This is a genomic window from Flavobacterium sp. IC2-16, assembly GCF_055521455.1.
On the sequence record NZ_CM145480.1, the window covers coordinates 1,261,585 to 1,286,370 of the forward strand.

Genomic DNA, 24,786 nt, shown 5'->3' on the forward strand with positions numbered 1-24,786 from the left:
TGTTGCGTTATTTTACGTTAAAAATTTGTTCTAGTATTTTAATAGTAATCAAATAAGTTGGTTTTACTCCAGTAGTTCCTAATCCTCCAGAGGCTAATGTACTTCCTGTTTCAAGTGGGTTATCGGAAGCATAATATGCATAACGAACTTTTACATTTGGTGGTATGCTCTTACGGATTTTAGAAGCCGATTGTATTGCTTTTTGATAATACGCTCCTTCCATCTCCAGTCCGATGGCTCCCCATGTAGATTCGTGGAAAAACTTCAACAAATCTTTATTCTGTAACGATGTTCCCAGCACGGTAACCATCGGTCCTGCAAAAACCGGAATGTCATTTCCATCAAACATTTGGGCCGTTAATTCGTTTTCAAAAGGATAGTTATCTGCTGTTCCTTCGTTAATATGAGCATTCGGAATCATAATGTCTCCTTTTCCGCCTTCTAAAATTCCAGCTTTACCCATAATCGAAACCGACTCCACATTCAAAAACACTTTCCCTTTAGTCGATTTAAAGGGTTTTAATAATTCATCTATGGTTTCATATGCTTGTTCTCCAAAAGCATAGTCCATTACTATTAAAACCGGTTTGTCTTTTCCTAGATTAGCTTTTGGAAAAGCCGATTTTTTAATATCAATTTTAGCGGTGTCGAAAATCTGAACATCGATATTGGTTCCCGACGTATCCGGCAATGAAATCATTCCGTTGGTCAATGCTAGTTCCTCAACCTTTTTACGTAAGGCATCGTTTCCAGATTTACTCAAATCTTCAAAAATCTGAAACTCGTCCCCTCCTTTATATTTTTTCCCGTGAACAGGCTCCGCAAAAATAGAATTCATAACGCTGTGCATATTTGCACTAATAATATGAATCGGACGGGCTAATAAATCGTTTTTCTCTAAAACTTCTTTAATATTGTTTGCCCAGATTTCGCCATAAATATGATGCCCAAGACGCTCACGTAAAATCGGACTAAACGTAATAGTTCTTTTGTTATTATCCACCACTTCTTCAATGGCTAGTTTTCCTAACCAGTAAATTACATGTAGAAAACGGTCTGGTTTTTCTTTGGTACCAAAACCATCATAAATATCAATAACTTCAGCAAAGGTTCTTCCTAAAATATTAGAAGCATGAGAAATGGCCTGTTCTCTATCTACTAGTGAAAGTTTTTTGTTTTGCAAAACAACTTGCTCCAGTTTTTCCCAATCGCGAGTTAAACGTCCTTCTTCATCAATCAAAACACGATCTTTAATTTTGTGAGACTCGATGAAAATGAATGTTAAATGTGTTAGAATGTCGTAGATATCCGAACGTCCGCGTGTGATTTCCACATTCATTTGTTCGTCGTCAATACGATAACAATTTCTTCTTCGCTTTGGTGGTACAATCGGTTTAAAGTGCGATTTTGAATACCCTTCGTCTGAAGTAAGATTAATGTAACGGCATTCCTCGATTCCTACTGGAAGACGTTCAATTACATACAATAATCCGTTAAGTTCTACCTTTTCTTCGGCAATGGAACCATAAATTTCAGGGCGAAGCGACAGTAAGGCTTCGCGTAATGTTTCTCCAGAAACACCCATTGGTTTATAAAAACCTCTGTTGAATAAATGTCTCATGGTAATGTACAGTCGCTCGATAGCTGCCGAGGACTCTTGCGCTCTTGAGCGCGAAATGTTCTTTAATTCTTTCATTAAATTTTATCTTTTCTAACCTGCAAATATAGGCTTTTATTTTTTAGTTCGTCAATGTAAGATTTATCGCGGGTTCAAAAGCCCGAACAACTTCGGGTGATGTTTCTGTTTTTAAAATTTTCTTTACCCATTTTCCACCTAAAAATTTAAACATAAAATCTTTAGGAACATAATCGTATAGAACTAACGGAAAGTGTTTTTCTCCAAAACGGTTGTCTTCAATCATAAGCTTTTCAAAACCTACGAAAATTCCGTTTGTTGGCATTCGTAAACCCAAATCGGAAACATTAAATCCGTTTTTCCCCACTCCTTTTTTAACCGAAACGATATACTCTTTAGTTAAAAGTTCTTCACCGGGATAGCCATTTGCATCCACATTGTAAAAATGAAGTTTCATGTGTACACCTTCAATGCGGCAATCGGCATAAATGGATACTTTTTTAATGAATTTTGTTTTGGTGTATGATTTGTCGTAAGGAAAATATTTAATGTCGATATTGGGTGCATTGTCAAACGCTTGGTAAATACCGTTTTCTGTTTCGCCAATTTCTTTCAGCTTAGTTCCTCTCCATTTGGAAATAACCATTTCTTCAAGTTGAGTTGCCTGAGGAACTAACAAGATGTTATTGTTTTGAATTTTTCTTGCCTTTTTTCGTTGATAACCTAAAGCCGAAAAAATCAAAGTCTTATTTGCATCAACATTGATTGAAAATTTACCGTTTTCTTCCGAGGTTGTGCCAATGGTTTCGTTCTCAACCCACACACTCACATATGGAATAGGTTTGCCGGTAATGCTGTCTTTTATCACACCCTGAATTTGAGTGAACCCATAATGAGTAAACATCAAAATAAAAAAAAGAGTTGTTTTTATCTTCAACATAAAATTAGGGTTTTGAGAAAAAATCGGCTATTTTTCTATCGTTAGCCAATCTTGGTAGTTTGTTTTGCCCGCCTAGCTTTCCAATAGATTTCATATAATCCTGAAATCCGTTTTGAGCTACTTTTGAAATACGTACGGTTCGTAAAACATGTCCAACAATCAAATCGTCGTAATATACATTTTGCTTGCGCATTGCAGCATCTATTTTTAACGCAAAAACCTCGAGGTTTTCGGGTTCGTTTTCAAATTCAATAAACCATTCGTGGTACGGCAATCCTTGAGTTGGATTAATTTGTGGTGCTACGGTAAATTCGTTTACTCGAACATCGGTGCCATCCATAGCTTCTTGTAAAGCCGCCTCTACTTCTTTCCCGATAACATGTTCTCCAAAAGCAGAAATATAATGTTTGATTCGACCGGAAACAATAACCCTATATGGCTTTAAACTAGTAAACTGAATTGTATCTCCAATGTTGTACGCCCAAAGCCCGGCGTTGGTAGAAATAATTAAAACATAATTAACACCCAATTCTACTTCGCCGATTGTATAACGTCTCGGGTTTTCAGTAAAAAACTCATCTGCTTTCACAAATTCATAAAAAATACCGGAATTCAGCAAGAGCAACATTCCTCTTTCGGTTTGTGAATCTTGATAGGCAAAAAAGCCTTCGGAAGCAGGAAAAAGCTCAATAGAATCTACTTTTCTGCCAATTAAGTTTTCAAATTTAGCACGATACGGTTCATAATTTACTCCTCCATGAATAAATAAATTGAAGTTTTTAAAGATGTCGCCAACGGGCTTATTGGCTTTTTCTTTAAGTTTTTCAAAATACATTTGAACCCAAGATGGAATTCCCGAAATAACGGCCATATCTTCATTAATAGTTTCCGATACAATAGCATCTACTTTAGTTTCCCAATCGTCAATACAATTGGTATCCCAACTTGGCATTCGGTTTTTTTGTAAATATTTCGGAACAAAATGCGCTACAATTCCAGATAATCTTCCGAGTTTGATTCCGTTTTTTTCTTCCAAAACAGGACTGCCTTGTAAAAAAATCATTTTGCCGGTAACAAAATCGGCTTTACCCGTTTCGTGAATGTAACTTAATATGGCATTACGGGCCGCTTCAATATGATATGGCATTGATTCTTTAGTAAGCGGAATGTATTTAGCTCCCGAGGTTGTTCCGGAAGTCTTGGCGAAATACAATGGTTTTCCTTTCCAAAGAATGTTTTCATGGCCTTTTACTACGCGATCAATATAAGGTCGTAATGCTTCATAATCCCGAATCGGAACCTTGTTGCAAAAATCTTGGTGCGACTGTATTTTTTTAAAATCGTGATCTTTACCAAAGTCGGTAATTTCCGCTTGGCGAATTAAATCCTGAAAAACCTTTTGTTGGGTCGCTACAGGATTATCCGACCATTTTTTAGTCTGTTTTGAAATATAGTGAGCAAATTGCTTTGCAAAAAACGCTTTTAATGCCATTGTTATGGATTTGGAAATTTTCTTCTTAAAGCTCTTTCAGTAAGAAACAACAAAATAAAAACGGTGAATAGAATAAATCCGATTCCGATTGCCATTTGAAATTTTGGATTAATCTCTAAATAGTGAATCACTAGCGAAATTCCGCATAAAAGAAATCCGAGTTGAATAAGTTTAATTGAGGAATACCGCTGGGCAAAATCCCACTGTTCCTTAGATTTCATAGACGTTGATGTTCGATACCCGTAGAGGCTGTTTATGTTTTTGGGTGGAAAAATAAACTGAACTAATCCTGCAACTGTAAATATAACACCACATAGCATTGGCATTTCGGTAAATTGATGCAGCATATCCATTATTTTTTTTCTTTTTGAGAATCTACTTGTTTTCGAAGTTCCAATTCGGCTTTTGATACTTCCACTTTATTCATCTCCGGATCAATTTGTTCGGCAACAATAATAGAGTCTATGTTTAATTTAGCATATTCCAAATCACCATTAAGAACTTTTTTAATAGATTCAATATACATGTTATTGCGTTTCATGGCTTTATCTAGCGAATCAGATTTGATACTGAGTTCGATAGCCTTGCGTTTTAAATCGGTTGATGCATAACCCGGAATATACTCGCGCAACGGTGTAAAAGCTATGATGTATGTTGTTACGAAAATAATTAAAACCGCGCCTAATGTTGCCACTACAAAGACATTCATTAGGGTTAATCGTAGTGAAAAAACTTCAGCAAAAGTGTCTTCGTTTAAAATTACCAGACGATTCTTGTTGAAGAGTTTCTTCTTTATTTTTTGTCGTTTGAATCTTTTTTCAGACATCGGTTACGTTTGTTTCACAAATATAGAAAATATAGCCTTGTATTGGGTGAAGTTAAAGTACAGTTTACGGCTTTTGGTTAAAGAAAACCTAAATTTTACGTATCCGACTTAAAAACAAATCAATAGTTGTTTGCTAAATAAATTTTATAGCTACCTTTGTCTGAAGAACTAAAAAAAGAATTTTCAATAAAATTATAAATCATGGGAAAATTAGGTGGAACCGAAATAATCTTAATTGTAGTAGTGATTCTATTGCTTTTTGGTGGTAAAAAAATTCCAGAATTGATGAAAGGTTTAGGAACCGGAATCAAAGAATTTAAAGATGCTGCTAAAGGGGAAGAAAATAAACCTGCAGACTCAAGAAAAGACGAAGAGAACAAATAATTACTCTTACGATATTAAAAAACCCGGATCTAAATAGCATCCGGGTTTTTATTTTTATAAAATCATTGTTAACTGAATACGCTTCCTAGCTTCGTCTACCTCAACCACTTTCACTTGTACATGTTGGTGCAGCTTTACTACTTCATTGACATCACTCACAAAACCAGCCTTCAATTGGGAAATGTGTACCAAGCCACTTTCCTTGATGCCGACATCCACAAAACAACCAAAAGCGGTAATGTTATTTACTATTCCTGGTAAAATCATACCCGAACGCAAATCGTTTATCGTTTTTACATTAGGGTCGAATTCAAAAACTTTAGCAGCTTTACGCGGATCTAGGCCTGGTTTTTCTAATTCTTTCAAAATGTCTTTTAACGTTAAAATTCCAATGTCGTTGGTGATATAATTCTCGGCTTTGATGCTTGCAATTTTTTCTTTGTTGGCAATTAACTCGTTTGTTTTAACGCCCAAGTCTTTAGCCATTTTTTCCACAATACCATAGGCTTCGGGATGCACGGCAGAATTGTCCAACGGATTTTTTCCATCTTTAATTCGGATAAATGCCGCTGCTTGTTGAAACGCTTTTTCACCCAATCTTGGTACCTTTTTTAATTGTTTACGGTCTTCAAATGGGCCGTTTTCAGAACGATACAAAACAATGTTTTCGGCCATTTTTTCACCAATCCCCGAAACATAACTCAACAACGATTTACTGGCTGTGTTGATGTTAATACCCACCGAATTTACACATCGAACAACGGTTGTATCCAATTCCTCTTTCAATTTTGTTTGGTCCACATCGTGTTGGTACTGACCTACCCCAATGGATTTCGGATCGATTTTCACCAATTCCGCCAAAGGGTCAGACAAACGTCTTCCTATGGAAACCGCGCCACGCACTGTTACATCGTAATTTGGAAATTCTTCTCTAGCAATTTTAGAAGCCGAATACACTGAAGCACCTGCTTCGGAAACTACAAAAACCTGAACAGGCTTATCAAACGCAATTTTCTTTATGAAGAATTCCGTTTCACGACTAGCTGTTCCGTTCCCAATGGAAATCGCTTCAATGTTATACGCGTTCACCATCGATTTGATTTTTTTCATCGCCATTGTGGTTTCGTTTTGCGGTGCATGAGGAAAAATGGTTTCGTTATACAACAAATCACCTTTTTCATCCAAACACACAACTTTACAACCTGTTCTAAATCCGGGATCGATGGCTAAAATTCGTTTTTCACCTAAAGGTGATGCTAATAAAAGTTGACTCAAATTCGCAGCAAACACCTGAATAGAATTGACATCTGCTTTGGCTTTGGCTTCCTGTAACGCTTCGTTAGAAATAGCGGGTTCCAACAAACGCTTGTAACTGTCTTTAATCGCCAGACGCAGCTGGTCGGCCGTTTCATTATTGTTTTTAATAATGTTGTCTTCGATAAACCCGATAGCTTCTTCCTTTTCTACCTCAACAGAAAGCTTTACAAAACCTTCGTTTTCAGCACGAAGCATGGCCAATAATCGGTGTGCTGGTGCTTTAGAAACCGGCTCACCCCAATCAAAATACTGTTCGAATTTTTTAGCGGCTTCATCGTCTTTTTTGGCCTTTACCAGTTTCGTTGAAACCATCGCTTTATGCTGAAACATACGACGTAAATTTTTACGAATGAAAATGTTTTCATTAATCCATTCGGCAATAATATCACGCGCACCTTGAAGCGCATCGTCTTCATTTGCCACTTTATCATTCAGATATTTGGAAGCGATATACGCTACATCATCTGAGTTTTGAGCCATAATTATTTTTGCCAAAGGTTCTAAACCGTTTTCACGAGCTGTATCCGCTTTGGTTTTCTTTTTCTTTTTATAAGGCAAATAGAAATCTTCCAGTTCTTGCAAATCAAAACTGTGTTCAATTTTCGATTTCAATTCGGGCGTTAACGCTTGTTGTTCGTCAATGGATTTTAAAATGCTTTCTTTTCGCTTGACTATTTCTTCAAATTGCTTGTTGTATTTGGCAATGTTTTCAATCTGAACCTCATCAAGATTGCCTGTTTTATCTTTGCGATATCGCGCAATAAAAGGAATCGTGCAATCTTCGGACAATAATTGTAAGGTGGCTTCAATATTTTTAGAAGCCGTTGGAACGAACTTCAGGATAAATTCAATAACAGTCATAAAATTCAAATAAAATAAGAATGCTAAATTACAGTTTTGAGGTTAATTCACCATTCCTTTTTACAGCATTGTTCAATTTGAACATTTCGTCCGAATTATAGTTCATTTAACAGAAAAAAAATTGTTGATTTAATAAGATTTAGCCTTTTTCTGTAATTTTATAATTGCTTCACTACTAACGAATTAACCTATTACTTTAATTTAATCGTATTCATTAATTCGTTACTATATGAAAACAACTACTTTACGAATTGTATTCTTGTTTCTCGTTGCTCTTTTGTTCCTTTCCTTTGAAATTCCTACGGGATGGTTTAAGGCTGGAAACAAATCTGAAAGCTACGATATGGGCATTGATAAAGGTGCCGGAATGGATGGTAAAAATGCCGCGAGCATTAAATCTGTTGATAAGGTAATAGAGGGTTACGGTACTTTAATGCAAAGTTCTACATCCGATAAATTTTTAGGAAAACGAATCCGTTTAAGTGGGTATATCAAGAGTCTTAATGTATCCGAAAAAGCCGGTTTTTGGTTACGTGTTGGCCAGGCAAATTCACAGAATTTTTTAGCATTCGACAACATGATGGATCGTGCAATTACCGGAACAACCGAGTGGAAAAAATACCATATTGTTTTAGATGTTCCTGAAGGAGCATCGCAAATTTCGTATGGCGCTTTGCTAAGAGGAACAGGACAGATTTGGTTTGATAAACTTACTTTTGAAGTTGTGGATAATAACACCCCCACTACAGGTAAAAAGGCAGACCGCGTGAAAGTTAAAGATGAACCGATGAATCTCGATTTTGAAGAATAAAACAGATATCTTTGTCGTTTATGAACGGTTATGGGTATACTTTATATTTTTCTGATTGCAGTAAGCTTGCTTTCATTTGCTTTGGTAGGCATTGATAAGTTTTTGGCTATTAAGCAGAAAAGGCGAATTCCGGAAAAAACACTACATTTTTTCACCTTGCTTGGAGGAACACTTGGCAGTGCATTAGCAATGTTTTTATTCCGTCATAAAACATCTAAAAAAAGCTTTTTGCTTACTTTTTTGGGAATTGTTTCAATACAGCTAATCGGATTGTATTTTTATTTCAGAGACTAATCCTGAACTATAAAATGTTTAGGGTCTTCCTTAAGAAACTCGGGTTGTATATTCACGTGGTTAATGCCAAATTTTTCATACAGTAATTCTTCCACACGATGAAGCAATTCGTTAAATTCACTCATGGTTATGTCGTTTGAGCAATCTAAATGGGCCTCCAAATGAAGCTCTTCTTCATTTAAATGCCATACATGAATGTGGTGTAACTTATTTACCCCTTGTATTTTATGTACTTCCCGAACAATTTCTTTAATATCGATATGATCTGGAGTAAAAAGCATTAGCATTTTAGTAGATTTCTTTAACAAATCAGCTCCAACAACAATTAAATATAGAGCTATTAATAATGTCATGATGCTGTCAATCCATACAATTCCGTAGTATTTCATCAACAATCCACCAACCAATACAGCTACAGAAGCCATCATATCTGTTAGCAAATGCAAATACGCCGATTTCATATTCAAGTTGTGATCGGCATCTTTTTTAAGCAACAGTACCGAAAGTCCGTTGCCTACTATTGCAATTAAGGCCAACCAAATTACGGTATCGGAAGCAATCTCCTTTGGTTCAAAAAAACGCATGACAGCTTCATATATTAAAAACAAAGCCACTAGAACCAAGGTAAAAGAATTTACAAAAGCGGCTATTAATTCGGCTCGTTTTAAACCAAATGTTTGATTGATGGACGCTTTTCGGCGCGATAATTTGTGCGCAACATAACTAAACAACAATGCCAACACATCACTAAAGTTATGTAAGGCATCTGAAAGTAAAGCCAAACTACCCGATACAAAACCGCCAACTACTTGAGCTAAAGTAATTAGTATGTTAAGTACAATTGAAAGAACCAAGTTTTTTCCTTCAACATTGTGTTTTTGAATGCGGTGGTTGTGTGAGTGCTCCATACTTAGACTTCGTAAATTGTTAGAAAGTCAGACATTTTTAGGTTGTTAGAAAATAGCTTTTAAACAAAATAAAACCTCAAATTTTCCTAACCTACTAAAAATCTAAGATGTCTAAAATCTTTACTGACAGGCAATTTTATTAACTCTTGTGGCGTGTCTTCCGCCTTCAAAATCGGTAGTTAAAAAAGTTTCTACCATTTCCACCGCTTGTTTGATGTTGGTATAACGCGCCGGAATACTAATAATGTTAGCATTGTTATGTTGACGGGCTAATGCTGCAATTTCATTAATCCAGCAAAGAGCTGCACGAACGCCTTGGTGTTTGTTTGCTGTGATGGCAATCCCGTTTCCGCTACCACAAATTATTATTCCAAAATCTGCAGTTCCATTTTCTACATCGTTGCCTACTGCATGACCAAAATCTGGATAATCCACACTGTCAAAAGTGTTGGTTCCGTGATTGATAACAGTATGTCCTTTTGATTCTAAATGTTTAACAATAGCTTCTTTGTAGTCGGGACCAGCGTGGTCGTTTCCAATGGATATGATCATGGTGTTGTGTTTGTTTGTTACAAAAATACAAATAATCTAATTTTATCTTTAATTTTGCCTGCTTAAATCACATAACATGAACAAAACATACCTTTTCTTGTTGTTTCCCTTCTTTTGCTTTGGTCAAACTCAAATTGGCTCCGATATTGATGGTGAAGCTGCCGGGGATGGAAGTGGTGAATTTATTTCTATTTCTTCAGATGGGTCTATAATTGCAATTGGTGCTAAAAATAATGATGGAAACGGAAGCGATTCGGGTCATGTTCGTGTCTACCAAAATAATCTAGGGACTTGGACGCAAATAGGCCAAGATATTGATGGTGAAGCGGCAAACGATAATAGCGGCAGAGTCTCACTTTCATCAGACGGTCTTACTTTGGCTATTGGAGCTCCACTTAATGATGGGAATGAACCAGAATCGGGTCATGTAAGAGTCTTCCAATATGTTTCAGGAAATTGGATTCAGATTGGACAGGATATTAATGGAGAAAACACAAATGATGTTAGTGGATCAGTCTCTCTTTCGGCAGATGGAACAATTGTTGCTATTGGCGCCGGAGGAAATGATGGAAATGGTGTTGATTCAGGTCATGTTCGTGTATATAAAAATATCGGTGGGGTTTGGTCTCAAATAGGTCAAGACATCAATGGCGAAGCAGCAGACGATGACAGTGGTATAACAGTCTCACTTTCAAATGATGGAACCGTTGTAGCAATAGGTGCCGATAGAAATGATGGCAGTGGTGTTGATTCAGGTCATGTTCGTGTTTATAAAAATATTAGTAATGTTTGGACACAAATCGGACAAGATATTAACGGCGAAGCGGAAAACGACATAAGTTCAGGCAGTCTTTCTCTATCCGCAGACGGCTCAACCGTAGCTATAGGGTCCCTTTATAACAGTGGCCCTGGTGCTCCTTTTAGTTATTATGGGAGTGTTCGTGTTTACAAAAACATTGGCGGGATTTGGACTAAAATTGGACAGGATATTGACGGCGAAGGACCTAATGATTATAATGGGTGGGCGGTGTCACTTTCAGATGACGGAACCATCGTTGCCATCAGTTCTGTTTACAACGACTCAAACGGCCTTAATTCCGGGCATGTTAAAGTTTATAAATTTATTTCAGCAAATTGGGTACAAATAGGACTTAGTATACCTGGAGAGGCTGCGGGTGACCTAAGCGGATCAAGTGTTTCCCTTTCTGCAAACGGCCATGTTTTAGCAATTGGTGCAAGAAGAAATGCTGGGAATGGCGCTAATTCAGGACATGTGCGAATTTTTGACCTTTCCGCATTACTAGATTTGGAAGATTTCGCCGGAATTCCATTTAAAGTTTTTCCAAATCCAGCAAACTCACAGATTACTATTGAAATCGAAAAAAATTCAGAATTTGAAAAAGCCAACATCTATTCTGTAAGTGGACAACTTATCAAAACCACTTATCAAAAAACAATTACGGTGTCTGATTTATCAAAAGCTACTTATTTCCTAGAAGTTTATACCAGTAACGGAAAAGCGACACGAACCATTATTATTGAATAATTAAACAATCTTCAAATTCGAATCGTCACCCAATTTTTTTAAAATTTCTTTTACTGCTTCCACGTCTTGAACATACACTTTAAGTTTGATGCCGCCCAAAGCCTGCGAATACATTGGTGCGATATTCATCATGGTTTCATTTTCAAAAAAATAGTGTATTTCCGATTGCTCCAATAGGTGTCGTAACACACTAATTTCATGTGGATAATCAAAAACAGCTACAGTTATTAAATCATTCATAGAAAAGCTTTTGTTAAAGATACGAAAGTTATTTTTTCTATAATTCTAATGCGTAAATTCTGATTTATGATTTGTAATTCGTAATTTTCAGCACTTATAGTAAGAGAAAAATGAATAAGAAGTTTCAAAAAGGTGGAAAAAAACAAAAAGATTTTTCCGCCAAAATATTTAAAATTTTATCCCAAGACCCGAATAAAATATTCAATTACAAACAAATAGCGGCCATATTAGAGCTTAACGACACCAAAAGTCGGAATGAAATTATCAAAGAACTTGGCTATTTAGCTTCCAAAGAAAAAATACAAGAAGTAGAACGCGGAAAATACAAAGTCATTTCGAAGTCGGAGTATTATGAAGGCACCGTTGATATGACCAGCAGAAAAACCGGTTATTTCATTTGCCCAGAATTGGAACACGATGTGTTTATCCCGTTTCCAAATCTTAACCATGCACTAGACGGTGACAAAGTTCGAGTATATGTATATAATCGAAGAAGCTCCAGAAAACCCGAAGCTGAAGTGTTGGAAATTCTGGAAAGAGCTAAAACCGAATTTGTTGGAGTTATTGATGTACAAAAGAATTTTGCTTTTGTAACTACTGCCAATGCAAAAATGTACACCGATATTTTTATTCCGAAAAACAAATTAGGCGAAGCCGAACATGGTGATGTGGTACTTGTGCGAATGGACGATTGGCCTAAAAAAGCCGATAGCCCTTTTGGAGAAGTAATTAAAGTTTTAGGAAAACCCGGCGAACACGATACTGAAATTCATGCTATTTTAGCCGAATACGGCTTGCCTTACGATTTCCCAATTGAAGTTGAAGCGTTTGCTAAAAAATTAGACACTTCTATTACAACGGAAGAAATTGCCAAACGCCGTGACATGCGTGATACCTTAACTTTCACCATCGACCCAAAAGACGCCAAAGATTTTGATGACGCGCTTTCCTTCAAAGTGTTGGAAAATGGAAACTACGAAATCGGAATTCATATTGCCGATGTTTCGCATTACGTACAAGAAGGCACTATTTTAGAGGAAGAAGCATACAAACGTGCCACATCAGTGTATTTGGTAGACCGTGTAGTTCCGATGCTACCCGAAGTGCTGAGTAATTTTGCCTGTTCGCTTCGTCCGAATGAAGAAAAATATACATTCTCTGCCGTTTTCGAACTGAATAACAAAGCCGAATTACTTAATCAGTGGTTTGGACGAACTGTAATTTACTCCGATCAACGTTTTGCTTACGAAGAAGCGCAACATATAATTGAAAGCAAAAGCGATGTAATTCCTGCTGAAATTTCTTTAACCGGAGAAGCGTATCAAGTCTCTGCTCCTATAGTGGAAGCTACCTTAAAGTTAGATGAATTAGCCAAAATCATGCGCAGAAAACGTATGGCCAACGGTGCGATTTCGTTTGACAAAGTAGAAGTAAAATTCCGTTTGGATGAAAACGATGAGCCTACAGGAGTATATTTTAAAGTCGCTAAAGATGCCAATCATTTAATTGAAGAATTTATGTTGTTGGCCAATCGTAAAGTAGCGGAGTTTATCGGCAAACAGAAAAAGACCTTTGTGTACCGTATTCACGATGAACCGAATGAAGACAAGTTAATCAACCTTCAAACGGTGATTGCAAAATTTGGATATAGTTTGAATTTTAAATCGCGAGAAAGTATTTCAAAATCGTTGAACACCTTATTGGAAGATGTAAACGGTAAAAAAGAACAAAACTTGGTCGATACCTTGGCCATTCGAAGCATGAGTAAGGCTGTATATTCTACGGAAAATATCGGCCATTATGGTTTAGCTTTCGATTATTATTCGCATTTTACTTCACCTATTCGACGCTATCCTGATGTCATGGCACACCGTTTGCTACAACATTACCTAGATGGTGGTAAAAGCGTGAATGAAGAAGATTACGAAGAAAAGTGTGTACATTCGTCACAAATGGAAGCTTTAGCTGCCAATGCCGAAAGGGATTCCATAAAATACATGCAGGTAAAATACATGCAGGATCATAAAGATCAAGAATTTTTAGGCGTAATTTCTGGTGTGACCGAATGGGGTATTTATGTGGAAATTGTCGAAAACAAATGCGAAGGAATGGTTCGTATTCGTGAAATAAAAGACGATTATTACACGTTTGATGAAAAACAATATGCCTTAGTCGGCGAAATGTCAAACAACCTTTTACAGCTAGGTGATGAAGTTTACGTGAAAGTAAAAAACGCCGATTTAGTTAAAAAACAATTGGATTTCCATTTTATAAGAAGAAAAGAATAAAATTTGCATTTCAAATTACATTATATATGAATAAATCTTTATTATTTTTTCTTTTCATATTTCAAGGGCTTTTTCTTTACGCTCAAGATGGTCAATTAGATCCTACTTTTTCTACTGGAAGTGGTATTGGATCCGTTTTAGGTTTAGTGATTCAGCCCGATGGAAAAATTATTAAAGTTGGAGACTTTAGCAACTACAATGGGATTTCTAGAAATAGAATAGTTAGAGTAAACACTGATGGATCTTTAGATACTAGTTTCAATCCAGGAATTGGTGCAGATAATGTAGTTCGCTCTATTGCCTTACAAAGTGATGGAAAAATAATTATTGGGGGATCATTTAATACCTTCAATAATATATCGTCAAAAGGAATTGTGCGTCTTAACAGCGATGGATCTATTGACTCTTCTTTTAATGTTGGTACCGGAATAAATGGCATGGCAGAAGCCGTAGCTGTACAAAACGATGGAAAAGTTATTGTGGGAGGGGTATTTAGCAATTATAACGGAACATCTGTCTCAAGATTTGTCAGAATAAATCCCAATGGAACCATAGATAATACTTTCAATATTGGTTTTGGTGCTGGTGGAACAATTTGCAAAATTCTTATTCAAAATGACGGTAAAATAATTATTGGAGGTGAGTTTAGAACATATAATAGTGTTTTACAGGAATATATTGCAAGAATCAACACCAATGGCACTCTAGACACTACTTTTTCTAATGGAGCGGCGGGATCTGGCTTTAGAATATATGATTTGGCACTTCAAAATGACGGGAAAATTATAGCCGTGGGATATTTTACACAATTTAACGGCACTCCAGAAAAACATATTATCCGATTAAATAATAATGGATCTACTGATACTTCTTTTATAACCGGTTTAGGCCCAAATAATTTTTTACTTTCGTGTTTCTTACAACCTGATGGAAAGATTTTAATAGGTGGTAATTTTACTTCCTTTAACGGTGTATCGATAACTAGAATTGCACGTTTGAACAATAACGGTTCATTAGATTCAAGTTTTAATCCAGGTAGCGGTCCTAGTTCGGCAATTCGAACAATCGCTTTACAAAATGATGGTAAAGCTGTTATTGGTGGCGATTTTAACAGTTATAATGGTACATCTTTAGATTATTTTGCAAGAATTCGAAATACCGCAGTTTTAAATACAGAAGATTTTAGTTTTAATTCCGATTGTAAACTTTTTCCCAATCCTGTTCAAAATGAAATAACCATCGAACTTAATGAACAATTATATGCCAATTTACAAATCTGTGATAGCAATGGTCGTGTCATAGCTGTTCAAGCTATGAATAAAAATACTAATCGAATAAACATGAGTAATTTCTCTAGTGGAATATATTTTTTTAAAATAATTTCTGAGAAAGGTGTTTTAAATACTAAAGTAATTAAAAATTAAAATTATGAAATATCACATAATAGCATTGCTTCTATTAGCACAACTAAGTTTTTCACAAGAAAAAATTACAAAAAATATTGGCGATTTTAACGTCGTAAGGGTATTTGATAAAATTTCGGTACAACTCATAGAAGGCTCAGAAACTAAAGTAGAACTTTCTGGTGATAGGGCTTCCGAAGTAGAGTTGGTCAACAAAAATGGTGAATTGAAAATCAGAATGCCATTTCCAAAACTCCTAAAAGGAGAAGAAATTACTGCAATTGTTTATTTTAAAAAATTAGAAAGTGTTCAGGCTAGCGAAGGGGCTTATGTATCATGCCCTACAGCTATAAATGCACTCGATTTCAATGTAAACGCTAAAGAAGGTGCCGAAATTAAATTGGAATTGAATAGCAAACGCGCTACAGTAAAATGTTCTTCGGGGGCAATGGTTCGTTTAACAGGAAAAGCTCAAAATCAAGACATCGTAGTCTCAGGAGGAGGAACGGTTAAAGCTAGTGCGCTTGAAGGTGAACAAACCGTAGTGGTAATTAATGCCGGTGGAGAAGCCGATGTAACTGCAACCGAATTGGTAGATGCTAAAACCAGAGCCGGTGGAATCATTACTATATTTGGAAACCCAAGACAAATCAACGAAAAAACGGTTGCTGGCGGTACAATTCGTCAACACAATCTAGATAAAATTAAACAGTAATCATAAGCCGTGTGTTTATAGGTTTTGAATTATTTTGCCTTTTGGAAAGTAATTCTCTTATCTTTGTAAGAATAACGCTTGCTAAATGATTAACGACATTGTAACCGGAATTCCACTAGGTTTTTTTCTCAGTTTTATGATTGGGCCGGTTTTTTTCGTGCTAATCGAAACCAGTATCACCAAAGGTTTTCGTGCTGCAATGTCATTTGATTTGGGTGTTGTTCTAGCCGATATCTTTTTTATTGCTGTAGCTTATTTTAGTAGCTACCGCCTAATACAGAGTATTAAAGATGATCCTGCCCTATTTATTTTTGGCGGGATTATTATGTTTACTTACGGTGTCATCACTTTTTTAAAATTACGAAAAGCCCATAAAAATATTGATCCGGATGAAGAGGTGGTGGAAATGATCAAAAAAGATTATTTCAGTCTTTTTATAAAAGGGTTTCTATTGAATTTTATCAATATTGGTGTGCTTGGCTTTTGGCTAGCCATTATTATTGCCTTCGGTCCTAAATTAGATATGGAAGCTAGCAGAATGTTGATTTTCTTTTCGGCGGTGTTGGGCTCCTATTTACTAACCGATATTGGTAAAGTGGTTTTAGCCAAACAATTACGAAGCAAGCTTACCCCGACCAACATTATCAAAGTGAAAAAAGCAAGTAGTGTTTTATTGGTGATTTTCGGATTGGTTTTAATGTTACAAGGCTGGTTTCCGCGTGAAAAGGAATTTGTAAAAGATACTTTAAAGAAAATAGAAAAAGTAAAATCTTAGACCATTATCTAAGAAAAAATCATAAAAAAAGCGCTTCGATTGAAGCGCTTTTTGTTTTGAGGCATCGAGCGGATTCGAACCGCTGTAGACGGTTTTGCAGACCGCTTCCTAGCCACTCGGACACGATGCCAGACTTATGGATGGCAAATATAACAATAAATTTCAAATTCCAAATTGGAAATTCTAAATTAACTGCGGTATTCTTCCAGCTGAATTGTAACTGCTTCAACATCACCACCTATAGGCGGGTTCAATTTTGAAACCCCTACCACAATTCTTGACACCGAAGGAATTTCTTTGAAAATACGAGCTAATATTCGCTGGGCTACATGCTCCAATAAATTCGAACGTATCGCCATTTCTTCTACTACAATTTGATTCAAATGCACATAGTCTACCGTATCGCTTAATTCATCTGAAAAAGACGATTTTCGCAAATCCGCCTTAATTTCCAAATCAACCGAATAGTCGGAACCTATTTTTCCTTCTTCAACCAAACAACCGTGGTACGAAAAAGTTCTGATATTTTTTAATTTAATTACTCCCATACAACTCTTTAGCAGTCATTTTCAAAACTTCCGATTTTCAAATTGACTAATTAAACTTATCTTTGCTAAAATTACATAAAATCTATGTCAACGAAAGAAAAATCATTGAATTTTATAGAGCAAATCATTGAAGACGATTTAAAAAATGGTTTGTCTCCCTCTAAATTACGTTTTCGTTTCCCACCAGAGCCAAACGGGTACCTGCACGTAGGCCATGCCAGTGCAATATGCCTAAATTTCGGACTTGGTATTGATTATCAAGCTCCAGTAAATTTACGCTTTGACGATACCAATCCCGCTAAAGAAGAACAAGAATATGTTGATGCTATTAAACGTGATGTGGAATGGCTTGGTTTTAAATGGGCTGAAGAATGTTATGCTTCCGACTATTTTCAACAATTATACGATTGGACTGTACAACTTATAAAAGCAGGTAAAGCCTATGTAGATAGCCAAACTTCTGAAGAAATGGCACTGCAAAAAGGTACACCTACCACACCAGGAACCGATTCGCCATACAGAAATCGTTCGGTAACAGAAAATCTGGATTTATTCGAACGTATGAAAAATGGTGAGTTTGAAGAAGGAACTCATATTTTGCGTGCAAAAATCGACATGAAATCAACCAATATGTTGATGCGTGACCCAATTATGTATCGTATTTTACATAAACATCACCACAGAACAGGCGATGCTTGGTGCATTTATCCAATGTACGATTGGGCGCATGGCGAAAGCGACTATTTAGAGCAAATTTCTCATTCGTTTTGTACGTTAGAGTTTTTGCCGCACCGTGAATTATACGACTGGTTTTTAGATCAAATTTACGATAGCCATAAAGTGCGACCAAAACAACGCGAATTTGCCCGTCGTAATTTATCACATACTGTAGTTTCGAAACGAAAATTACTGCAATTGGTTGAAGAAAAACATGTTACCGGCTGGGATGACCCACGTATGAGTACGATTTCGGGTATGCGTCGTAGAGGCTACACCCCTGCTGCTATCCGTAACTTTGCCAACACTATTGGTATTGCAAAGCGTGACAATTTAATTGATGTTTCTTTATTAGAATTCTGTATTCGTGAAGACTTGAATAAAATTGCACCACGCGTTATGGCCGTACTAGATCCAGTAAAACTCGTAATTACTAACTATCCGGAAGGAAAAACGGAATGGTTAGAGGCTGAAAACAATCCGGAAGAAGAGGTAATGACATATCGAAAAGTGCCTTTTTCGAAAGAAATTTATATTGAACGTGAAGACTTTTTAGAAGAAGCTAGTAATAAGTTTTTCCGATTAAGTCTTGGAAAAGAAGTTCGTTTAAAAAATGCTTATATCATTAAAGGTGAAAGCGTTATTAAAGATGCCAACGGTACAATAACTGAAATCCATGCTACTTACGATGATGATAGTAGAAGTGGAAGTGGAAGCGAGGCAAGTAAAAGAAAAGTAGCGGGAACCATTCATTGGGTTTCGGTCGAACATGCTGTTGCTGCTGAAGTTCGCTTATACGATCGTTTGTTTTTAGACGAGTCGCCAGACACGCACAAAGACAAGAATTTCTTAGATTTTGTTAATCCAAATTCCTTAAAAACAGTAACCGGATTTGTAGAACCTAGTTTGGCAGAAGCAAAAGAAGGTGATAGTTTCCAATTTCAAAGAATGGGTTATTTCTGTGTAGATCGTGATTCTAAAGCAGGTGCTTTAGTTTTCAACAAAACGGTAGATTTGAAAGATTCTTGGGAAGAAAAGGGAAAAAAAGAAGAGAACGTTATTAATAATTCGCTTAAAGAAATCAATAAATATTTCAAAGTAGAAACAGCAGAAGAAAGAACTGCCATTGAAACTACAATTGGCGAAAACATTAAAACGATTAGCAATTACAGCTTGTTGCAAAATTCATTAAAGAAAAACATCACGAATAATAAAAGTTCGTTGTTGTTTTCAAATTGGATTTTAAAATATTCAGAAAAAATAAAAGCTTCAGATGTAGATACCGAATTGCTTCATAAATTATATACAATGTCACTAAAAAGTGAATCGCCATTTGTTCGTTATGAAGGTATTCAAAACCTGAAAAAAAATGAAGCTGCTTTTGATGGTTTTAAACCGTTACTCTCTGAAATCAAATCTGCAGAAAAAAGTGACTTTGTTTTACACTTGCTTTCTGAAATTGTGTAAATCACACTATAAATTTTATAAATGAAAAATCCGCTTTACTGCGGATTTTTTTATTATAATAAATTATTATTGAAAAATATTTTTAAATAAATTATATTTATTAAAAACTGCTTTCATATTTTACTTTAAAACAATTTTAAAAAAAAGACAAGGTGATTTATCGTGTAAAGTCAAATTCGTTTGTTAAATCGGCTCTAAATAAATTTTAAGATTTTTAAGGGATATATTAACTAGAAATTAACGGCAAGGCGTTTTCATATTTTGTAAATTTAAATTCCTCAAATAAAATTCTCGTTTTTTACTTAGTATTAATTCAAAATAATAGAAATCATGACAAACAACACAGGAAACACTTTGTTGGCAGTTTTGGCTGGCGCAGCAGTGGGAGCAGGTTTAGGAATTTTGTTTGCTCCCGATAAAGGTTCTAATACCCGTAAAAAGATTAAAGACAGTTTTGACGATGTCTCTGAAAATTTAAAAAACAGATTTTCAAGAGCTAATATCGATTTAGAATCTAAATTCGATTACTTTTTATCTCATACCGATTCGAAACGAGAAGAACTAATTGACGCATTAGAAAAAAAATTAGGGGAATTAAAAAAACAAGCTGCAACTGCTAAAAATTAAGTATGTCTTTTGAAAACATAAAAGAAAGTGCAGAAGAAGTTCAGGAAAAAGTAAAGGATGTAGTAGACAGTTCTATTGCCTATTACAAGCTTTGGTTTTTTAAAGTAGCTACAAAATCGGCAACTACATTGCTGAAAATCATTATAATGGCCTTTTTTTTAATGTTTGGATTGTTGTTTTCTTCAATTGCATTAGCCTTTTATTTAGGAAAACAATTTGAAAGCAATGCGTATGGTTTTTTAGCTGTGGCTGGAATTTATCTGGTACTAGCACTCGTTGTTAACCTTATTAAGGATAAAATTATCGAAGGTCCTGTATTGGAAAAGTTTTCAAAAATCTTTTTTAACGATTAATTCCTGCTTATGAAAACTATTGTTTATTCGTCGTATGAAGAAATTGATAGAGATTTAGAAATCCTAAAACTTCAAAAAGAAATTGACTCTCAAAAGCTCTCTCTTACTGTGGAAAAAACCCTTGATGGATTAACACCACACAACATGGTGCAGAGTATATTTGGTTCTATTGGGAGTACTATAACCAAATATGGGTTGCTACAAAAAATAGTAATTCCCTTTATAATAAGTAAGTTTACAAAATAAAAAAGAGGCCTTTGCAGGCCTCTTTTCATATTAACTGTTTTCAGAAAGATCAGATTCTCCAAAATTTTCTGGAGCATCTTTTTTTCTAGGTTTGGTTGCAGCCTTTTTCATGGCTTCGCCTACTTGATTACTCGCTGTAAAACTTGCCACCATGTTGTTTAACATGTCGCTACCCGCTTGTGGTGAGTTAGGCAACAAGATTAAATTTGAATTGGCATCAGAACCAATAGATTGTAATGTATCATAATGCTGCGTTACAACAATAAGCGCTGAAGCTTCTTGTGAGTTGATTCCAACTTTGTTCAATACATCTACACTTTCTACTAATCCGCGTGCAATTTCACGACGTTGATCGGCAATACCTTGACCTTGTAAACGCTTACTTTCTGCTTCTGCTTTCGCTTTCGCTACAATACGAATTCGTTGTGCTTCTGCTTCATATTCTGCAGCTGTTTTTTCTCTATCTGCAGCATTAATACGGTTCATGGCGTTTTTAACTTGAATATCCGGATCAATATCGGTAACTAGTGTATTAATGATTTCGTACCCGTAAGTTGTCATTGCTTCGTTTAATTCACGTTTAACCGCAATTGCAATATCATCTTTACGTTCGAAAACATCGTCCAAAATCAATTTTGGAACTTCAGCACGAACCACATCAAACACATACGATGTAATTTGATCGTGTGGATATTCCAATTTATAAAAAGCATCGTAAACTTTTTCTTGAAGTACTTTAAATTGTACCGATACTTTCATTTTAACGAATACGTTGTCTTTGGTTTTGGTCTCAATAATAACATCTAACTGTTGGATTCGCAAATTCACACGACCTGCAATTCGGTCAAAAACTGGGATTTTTAACTGTAAACCCGATTGTCTAATACTGTTAAATTTTCCAAATCGCTCAATAATAACAGCCGTTTGCTGTTTTACTGTAAAGAAAGAAGCTAAAAGAAGGAAAAGTCCAATGACTAAAATAGGAATTAGTGCCATAGTTTAATATTTAATGGTTTTATAATATTATACGCCTTTTCTCTGTTATTGTTACAGATTTACTAAAAATAAGTTTAATTTTGCGAAAATTTTAAAAAACAAATGAAAAAATTATTCTTTTATACAATTCTCCTTCTAAGTTTTGGAGTTTTTGCACAACACGGGTATCGCGATGGAAATCGAATTGGTTTGTATGCAGGGGTAAACCAAACTTCTTTATTTACTTCCGATTTTAACACCAAGCCAGAACTAGGTTGGTCTGCCGGTATGCAAGTGCGTGGAAACTATTACAACGACTGGAGTATGATTTTCGGAATGCAGTTTTCAGAAAACAATTTTTCAGTGGAAACAATATCGCCGTTACTTCAAAAACAAGAAGTAAAATATAAAATTATGGGCGCCCAAATTCGTTTACTTTTGAGTTACAACGTGGTGAAAGACCATGTTTCTATAGACTTTGGTCCGGTGTTACAAGTGAATGATAAATTAAAATTCGACAGTAAATACGAAAACAATATAGTAGCAGAAACCGCTTTAACCACCAAACAAATTACCGATGTTACTAAAATTAACGGAAACTTGTATTTTGGTGTATCTGGCGGAAATAAACGCGTTCGTTTGTTGGTGAACTACCAATACGGCGTAAACAATTTTTTGAATAATTTAAATAAAAAAGAAGAATTAAAAACATTGAACGGTGGTACCTTTAAAGGTAACCTTGGTATACTTACAGGACAAGTTTTATTTAACTTATAAATAAAAAAAGCCCCCGAGTTTCGGGGGCTTTTTTATTATATCGTTGCAATTGCTTGTTGTAAGCGTTTAATGGTTTCATCTTTACCAATCATTTCTACGATATCGAATAGGTGAGGACCTTTTAAAGCACCTACCAAACTCAAACGAAACGGTTGCATTACTTTACCCATTCCAATTTCGTTTTGTGTCATCCAGTCTTTTACAATAGTTTCAATAGTAACTGAAGTAAAATCTCCAATGTTTTCCAATACAGAAATTAATTGTTGTAACAATCCTGGAGTCTCTTCTTTCCAATTTTTAAGTGCTTTTTCATCGTACGAAGTAGGGGCAATGAAAAAATAATCGGATAAATCCCAAAGCTCATTAACAAAGTGTGCACGCTCTTTTACCAAACCAACAATTCGCGTAATATCTAATGAAGTAGTAATGTTTTTCTTTGCTAATTCTATTTTAAAAAGTTCGGCCAATTCTGCATCCGATTTGTGAATCAAATACTGATGGTTAAACCATTTGTTTTTTTCTGGATCGAATTTAGCTCCCGATTTGTTTACGCGGTTTAAATCGAATTTTTGAATAAGTTCTTCTAACGAAAATAATTCTTGCTCCGTACCGTCATTCCAACCCAATAAAGCTAAAAAGTTTACCACTGCTTCCGGAAAATATCCTGCTTCACGGTATCCCATAGATACACCTTCTTCTGTTTTCCATTCTAAAGGAAATACCGGAAATCCCATTTTATCCCCATCACGTTTGGATAATTTTCCATTACCAACCGGTTTTAAAATTAAAGGTAAGTGCGCAAACTCAGGTGCTTCCCAACCAAAGGCTTTATATAATAAACTGTGTAATGGAAGTGAAGGCAACCATTCTTCTCCACGAATTACATGTGACGTTTCCATTAAATGATCGTCAACAATATTCGCTAAATGATAGGTTGGCATACCATCACTTTTAAATAAAACTTTATCATCCAATAAATTGGTATCAAATTTTATTTCTCCACGGATAATATCATTTAAGTGTAATATTTCATTCACTGGAGTTTTAAAACGAATCACAAACTCTTCACCACTGGCAATTCTCTTTTCTGTTTCTTCTTTAGAAAGGACTAACGAAGTATCTAATTTTTCGCGATTGTGCCAGTTGTAAATAAATGTTTTACCTTGCTCTTCGTGTTGTTTACGATGCATGTCTAAAGCTTCAGCTGTATCGAATGCATAATACGCCCAACCCGAATTTACCAATTGATCCGCATACTGCTTGTACAATGGTTTGCGTTCGCTTTGACGGTACGGACCAAATTTTTCATTTTTACCAACGGTTTCATCGGGTGCAATACCCAACCATTCCAACGATTCCATTATATAAGCTTCTGCACCCGGTACGAAACGATTTTGATCGGTATCTTCTACACGTAAATAAAATGTTCCACCGTGTTTTTTAGCAAATAAATAATTAAATAAGGCAGTTCGTACTCCACCGATATGTAAAGGTCCTGTTGGACTTGGTGCAAAACGCACTCTAACTGGTTTTGACATCGTAATTAAATTTTGTGCAAAGATAATTTTAAGTTTACAGTTTATAGTTTTTAGACAATAGTTTTTTTAAAACACTTAACACTATTGACAATTGTTAATAGCAACAAATAAGTTGTAATTTGCTTATTTTAAAGGATTTGTTGTATTTGTATTCTATGTAATATTTTTAGATTGTTAATAAAACGAATTAAATAATATTGTTTTTATAATCATTTAACACCTATTTTTTTTATTGTTAATGAAATTAAAAAAATCGCTGAAAAACAAGCTTTTACCGATTAACAACTTTTGTTCATAACTTTGAATAGAATATAACAACTGTTTTTTGATTCTTTCAAAATTTTTTATAATCCAAAAGCTAAAGAAGAAATCCTAGTATAGTTTTTCTTTTTTATTTCAATTTTATCAAACGAAATAAACGCTTTATTAACAAAAAAGGTACTACCAATTTATTAATAATTGCCGTAAAAAATTAGATTTCAACGATTGTTAATAACCATTTTTGTAGGCTTGATTTTCAGAATTTTGTATCGAAATAGCTATGTTAATA

General features: G+C 35.3%; 25 protein-coding genes and 1 tRNA gene. 13 read left to right on the plus strand and 13 right to left on the minus strand.

Features of this window, described 5'->3' with window-relative positions; all coding sequences use genetic code 11:
• Positions 1-7 precede the first annotated feature (7 nt).
• Genes ACZ1JT_RS05710 through ACZ1JT_RS05730 form a run of 5 tightly spaced genes read right to left on the minus strand, consistent with a single transcriptional unit; the run spans position 8 to position 4,894 of the window.
• Complete coding sequence (locus tag ACZ1JT_RS05710) at positions 8-1,696, minus strand: DUF6909 family protein (RefSeq protein ID WP_465095200.1); 1,689 nt, start codon at positions 1,694-1,696, stop codon at positions 8-10.
• A gap of 43 nt (positions 1,697-1,739) precedes the next feature.
• Positions 1,740-2,576, minus strand: a complete 837-nt coding sequence (locus tag ACZ1JT_RS05715; RefSeq protein WP_465095201.1) for a carboxypeptidase-like regulatory domain-containing protein — start codon at positions 2,574-2,576, stop codon at positions 1,740-1,742.
• Positions 2,577-2,580: 4 nt separating this feature from the next.
• A complete protein-coding gene (locus ACZ1JT_RS05720) occupies positions 2,581-4,068 on the minus strand; it encodes a GH3 auxin-responsive promoter family protein (RefSeq protein WP_465095202.1) in 1,488 nt (495 codons plus the stop codon).
• Positions 4,069-4,070: 2 nt separating this feature from the next.
• A complete protein-coding gene (locus ACZ1JT_RS05725) occupies positions 4,071-4,415 on the minus strand; it encodes an SdpI family protein (protein ID WP_465095203.1) in 345 nt (114 codons plus the stop codon).
• 5 nt (positions 4,416-4,420) lie between these two features.
• Complete coding sequence (locus ACZ1JT_RS05730) at positions 4,421-4,894, minus strand: peptidase (protein WP_465095204.1); 474 nt, start codon at positions 4,892-4,894, stop codon at positions 4,421-4,423.
• A 201-nt stretch (positions 4,895-5,095) separates the two neighbouring features.
• Here ACZ1JT_RS05730 and tatA point away from each other — a divergent pair, with 201 nt between their 5' ends.
• Entirely contained in the window at positions 5,096-5,278 is a 183-nt protein-coding gene (tatA, locus tag ACZ1JT_RS05735; RefSeq protein ID WP_465095205.1) for a twin-arginine translocase TatA/TatE family subunit, read from the plus strand.
• 54 nt (positions 5,279-5,332) lie between these two features.
• Here the strand turns inward: tatA and ACZ1JT_RS05740 are convergent, their stop codons facing one another.
• Positions 5,333-7,456, minus strand: coding sequence for a Tex family protein (locus ACZ1JT_RS05740; RefSeq protein ID WP_465095206.1), 2,124 nt, complete (start codon positions 7,454-7,456; stop codon positions 5,333-5,335).
• A gap of 229 nt (positions 7,457-7,685) precedes the next feature.
• Here ACZ1JT_RS05740 and ACZ1JT_RS05745 point away from each other — a divergent pair, with 229 nt between their 5' ends.
• Entirely contained in the window at positions 7,686-8,267 is a 582-nt protein-coding gene (locus tag ACZ1JT_RS05745) for a hypothetical protein (RefSeq protein WP_465095207.1), read from the plus strand.
• Positions 8,268-8,297: 30 nt separating this feature from the next.
• The gene (locus ACZ1JT_RS05750; protein WP_465095208.1) at positions 8,298-8,561 is read left to right on the plus strand and encodes a DUF1294 domain-containing protein; all 264 of its coding nucleotides are present in this window, start codon (positions 8,298-8,300) and stop codon (positions 8,559-8,561) included.
• Here the strand turns inward: ACZ1JT_RS05750 and ACZ1JT_RS05755 are convergent.
• Together ACZ1JT_RS05755 and rpiB are read right to left on the minus strand one after the other, a co-directional pair.
• On the minus strand, positions 8,558-9,469 hold the full coding sequence (locus ACZ1JT_RS05755; protein ID WP_465095209.1) for a cation diffusion facilitator family transporter: 912 nt from the start codon (positions 9,467-9,469) through the stop codon (positions 8,558-8,560). The genes ACZ1JT_RS05750 and ACZ1JT_RS05755 overlap by 4 nt on opposite strands.
• Positions 9,470-9,589: 120 nt before the next feature.
• On the minus strand, positions 9,590-10,021 hold the full coding sequence (rpiB, locus tag ACZ1JT_RS05760) for a ribose 5-phosphate isomerase B (RefSeq protein WP_465095210.1): 432 nt from the start codon (positions 10,019-10,021) through the stop codon (positions 9,590-9,592).
• A gap of 76 nt (positions 10,022-10,097) precedes the next feature.
• Between rpiB and ACZ1JT_RS05765 the strand changes: the two genes are divergently transcribed.
• Positions 10,098-11,567 carry a T9SS type A sorting domain-containing protein gene (locus ACZ1JT_RS05765; protein ID WP_465095211.1) on the plus strand — a complete coding sequence of 490 codons (1,470 nt, stop codon included), beginning with the start codon at positions 10,098-10,100 and terminating at the stop codon, positions 11,565-11,567.
• Here the strand turns inward: ACZ1JT_RS05765 and ACZ1JT_RS05770 are convergent, their stop codons facing one another.
• Positions 11,568-11,807, minus strand: a complete 240-nt coding sequence (locus tag ACZ1JT_RS05770; RefSeq protein WP_465095212.1) for a putative signal transducing protein — start codon at positions 11,805-11,807, stop codon at positions 11,568-11,570.
• A gap of 110 nt (positions 11,808-11,917) precedes the next feature.
• Here ACZ1JT_RS05770 and rnr point away from each other — a divergent pair, with 110 nt between their 5' ends.
• From rnr to ACZ1JT_RS05790, 4 genes are all read left to right on the plus strand, one after another.
• On the plus strand, positions 11,918-14,095 hold the full coding sequence (rnr, locus tag ACZ1JT_RS05775) for a ribonuclease R (protein ID WP_465095213.1): 2,178 nt from the start codon (positions 11,918-11,920) through the stop codon (positions 14,093-14,095).
• A 26-nt stretch (positions 14,096-14,121) separates the two neighbouring features.
• Positions 14,122-15,519 carry a T9SS type A sorting domain-containing protein gene (locus ACZ1JT_RS05780; RefSeq protein WP_465095214.1) on the plus strand — a complete coding sequence of 466 codons (1,398 nt, stop codon included), beginning with the start codon at positions 14,122-14,124 and terminating at the stop codon, positions 15,517-15,519.
• 4 nt (positions 15,520-15,523) lie between these two features.
• Complete coding sequence (locus ACZ1JT_RS05785) at positions 15,524-16,213, plus strand: head GIN domain-containing protein (protein WP_465095215.1); 690 nt, start codon at positions 15,524-15,526, stop codon at positions 16,211-16,213.
• A gap of 85 nt (positions 16,214-16,298) precedes the next feature.
• Positions 16,299-16,988: a LysE family translocator gene (locus ACZ1JT_RS05790; protein WP_465095216.1), complete on the plus strand. Its 690-nt coding sequence runs from the start codon at positions 16,299-16,301 to the stop codon at positions 16,986-16,988.
• Between the two features lie 59 nt (positions 16,989-17,047).
• On the opposite strand, the gene ACZ1JT_RS05795 is transcribed toward ACZ1JT_RS05790, so the two are convergent.
• Both ACZ1JT_RS05795 and folB read right to left on the minus strand, forming a co-directional pair.
• Positions 17,048-17,118: transfer RNA gene (locus tag ACZ1JT_RS05795), tRNA-Cys, on the minus strand.
• A gap of 58 nt (positions 17,119-17,176) precedes the next feature.
• Positions 17,177-17,536 carry a dihydroneopterin aldolase gene (gene folB / locus ACZ1JT_RS05800; RefSeq protein WP_465095217.1) on the minus strand — a complete coding sequence of 120 codons (360 nt, stop codon included), beginning with the start codon at positions 17,534-17,536 and terminating at the stop codon, positions 17,177-17,179.
• Between the two features lie 84 nt (positions 17,537-17,620).
• On the opposite strand from folB, the gene ACZ1JT_RS05805 reads away from it, so the two are divergent.
• From ACZ1JT_RS05805 to ACZ1JT_RS05820, 4 genes are all read left to right on the plus strand, one after another.
• Positions 17,621-19,720, plus strand: a complete 2,100-nt coding sequence (locus ACZ1JT_RS05805) for a glutamine--tRNA ligase/YqeY domain fusion protein (RefSeq protein WP_465095218.1) — start codon at positions 17,621-17,623, stop codon at positions 19,718-19,720.
• A 330-nt stretch (positions 19,721-20,050) separates the two neighbouring features.
• Positions 20,051-20,347: a YtxH domain-containing protein gene (locus tag ACZ1JT_RS05810; RefSeq protein WP_465095219.1), complete on the plus strand. Its 297-nt coding sequence runs from the start codon at positions 20,051-20,053 to the stop codon at positions 20,345-20,347.
• A 2-nt stretch (positions 20,348-20,349) separates the two neighbouring features.
• On the plus strand, positions 20,350-20,700 hold the full coding sequence (locus ACZ1JT_RS05815) for a phage holin family protein (protein WP_465095220.1): 351 nt from the start codon (positions 20,350-20,352) through the stop codon (positions 20,698-20,700).
• Between the two features lie 9 nt (positions 20,701-20,709).
• Entirely contained in the window at positions 20,710-20,946 is a 237-nt protein-coding gene (locus ACZ1JT_RS05820; RefSeq protein WP_465095221.1) for a DUF6327 family protein, read from the plus strand.
• A gap of 30 nt (positions 20,947-20,976) precedes the next feature.
• Here ACZ1JT_RS05820 and ACZ1JT_RS05825 read toward each other — a convergent pair whose 3' ends face one another.
• Complete coding sequence (locus ACZ1JT_RS05825) at positions 20,977-21,942, minus strand: SPFH domain-containing protein (protein WP_465095222.1); 966 nt, start codon at positions 21,940-21,942, stop codon at positions 20,977-20,979.
• A 102-nt stretch (positions 21,943-22,044) separates the two neighbouring features.
• On the opposite strand from ACZ1JT_RS05825, the gene ACZ1JT_RS05830 reads away from it, so the two are divergent.
• Positions 22,045-22,698 (plus strand): outer membrane beta-barrel protein, encoded by a 654-nt coding sequence (locus tag ACZ1JT_RS05830; protein ID WP_465095223.1) that lies wholly within the window; start codon positions 22,045-22,047, stop codon positions 22,696-22,698.
• Between the two features lie 35 nt (positions 22,699-22,733).
• Here the strand turns inward: ACZ1JT_RS05830 and gltX are convergent, their stop codons facing one another.
• Positions 22,734-24,236: a glutamate--tRNA ligase gene (gene gltX, locus ACZ1JT_RS05835; protein WP_465095224.1), complete on the minus strand. Its 1,503-nt coding sequence runs from the start codon at positions 24,234-24,236 to the stop codon at positions 22,734-22,736.
• Positions 24,237-24,786 lie beyond the last annotated feature (550 nt).

Bases quoted from the DNA above. Each gene is read 5' to 3' on its own strand.
- ACZ1JT_RS05710 (WP_465095200.1), bottom strand. From the start codon at position 1,696: ATGAAAGAATTAAAGAACATTTCGCGCTCAAGAGCGCAAGAGTCCTCG.
- ACZ1JT_RS05715 (WP_465095201.1), bottom strand. From the start codon at position 2,576: ATGTTGAAGATAAAAACAACTCTTTTTTTTATTTTGATGTTTACTCAT.
- ACZ1JT_RS05720 (WP_465095202.1), bottom strand. From the start codon at position 4,068: ATGGCATTAAAAGCGTTTTTTGCAAAGCAATTTGCTCACTATATTTCA.
- ACZ1JT_RS05725 (WP_465095203.1), bottom strand. From the start codon at position 4,415: ATGCTGCATCAATTTACCGAAATGCCAATGCTATGTGGTGTTATATTT.
- ACZ1JT_RS05730 (WP_465095204.1), bottom strand. From the start codon at position 4,894: ATGTCTGAAAAAAGATTCAAACGACAAAAAATAAAGAAGAAACTCTTC.
- tatA (WP_465095205.1), top strand. From the start codon at position 5,096: ATGGGAAAATTAGGTGGAACCGAAATAATCTTAATTGTAGTAGTGATT.
- ACZ1JT_RS05740 (WP_465095206.1), bottom strand. From the start codon at position 7,456: ATGACTGTTATTGAATTTATCCTGAAGTTCGTTCCAACGGCTTCTAAA.
- ACZ1JT_RS05745 (WP_465095207.1), top strand. From the start codon at position 7,686: ATGAAAACAACTACTTTACGAATTGTATTCTTGTTTCTCGTTGCTCTT.
- ACZ1JT_RS05750 (WP_465095208.1), top strand. From the start codon at position 8,298: ATGGGTATACTTTATATTTTTCTGATTGCAGTAAGCTTGCTTTCATTT.
- ACZ1JT_RS05755 (WP_465095209.1), bottom strand. From the start codon at position 9,469: ATGGAGCACTCACACAACCACCGCATTCAAAAACACAATGTTGAAGGA.
- rpiB (WP_465095210.1), bottom strand. From the start codon at position 10,021: ATGATCATATCCATTGGAAACGACCACGCTGGTCCCGACTACAAAGAA.
- ACZ1JT_RS05765 (WP_465095211.1), top strand. From the start codon at position 10,098: ATGAACAAAACATACCTTTTCTTGTTGTTTCCCTTCTTTTGCTTTGGT.
- ACZ1JT_RS05770 (WP_465095212.1), bottom strand. From the start codon at position 11,807: ATGAATGATTTAATAACTGTAGCTGTTTTTGATTATCCACATGAAATT.
- rnr (WP_465095213.1), top strand. From the start codon at position 11,918: ATGAATAAGAAGTTTCAAAAAGGTGGAAAAAAACAAAAAGATTTTTCC.
- ACZ1JT_RS05780 (WP_465095214.1), top strand. From the start codon at position 14,122: ATGAATAAATCTTTATTATTTTTTCTTTTCATATTTCAAGGGCTTTTT.
- ACZ1JT_RS05785 (WP_465095215.1), top strand. From the start codon at position 15,524: ATGAAATATCACATAATAGCATTGCTTCTATTAGCACAACTAAGTTTT.
- ACZ1JT_RS05790 (WP_465095216.1), top strand. From the start codon at position 16,299: ATGATTAACGACATTGTAACCGGAATTCCACTAGGTTTTTTTCTCAGT.
- folB (WP_465095217.1), bottom strand. From the start codon at position 17,536: ATGGGAGTAATTAAATTAAAAAATATCAGAACTTTTTCGTACCACGGT.
- ACZ1JT_RS05805 (WP_465095218.1), top strand. From the start codon at position 17,621: ATGTCAACGAAAGAAAAATCATTGAATTTTATAGAGCAAATCATTGAA.
- ACZ1JT_RS05810 (WP_465095219.1), top strand. From the start codon at position 20,051: ATGACAAACAACACAGGAAACACTTTGTTGGCAGTTTTGGCTGGCGCA.
- ACZ1JT_RS05815 (WP_465095220.1), top strand. From the start codon at position 20,350: ATGTCTTTTGAAAACATAAAAGAAAGTGCAGAAGAAGTTCAGGAAAAA.
- ACZ1JT_RS05820 (WP_465095221.1), top strand. From the start codon at position 20,710: ATGAAAACTATTGTTTATTCGTCGTATGAAGAAATTGATAGAGATTTA.
- ACZ1JT_RS05825 (WP_465095222.1), bottom strand. From the start codon at position 21,942: ATGGCACTAATTCCTATTTTAGTCATTGGACTTTTCCTTCTTTTAGCT.
- ACZ1JT_RS05830 (WP_465095223.1), top strand. From the start codon at position 22,045: ATGAAAAAATTATTCTTTTATACAATTCTCCTTCTAAGTTTTGGAGTT.
- gltX (WP_465095224.1), bottom strand. From the start codon at position 24,236: ATGTCAAAACCAGTTAGAGTGCGTTTTGCACCAAGTCCAACAGGACCT.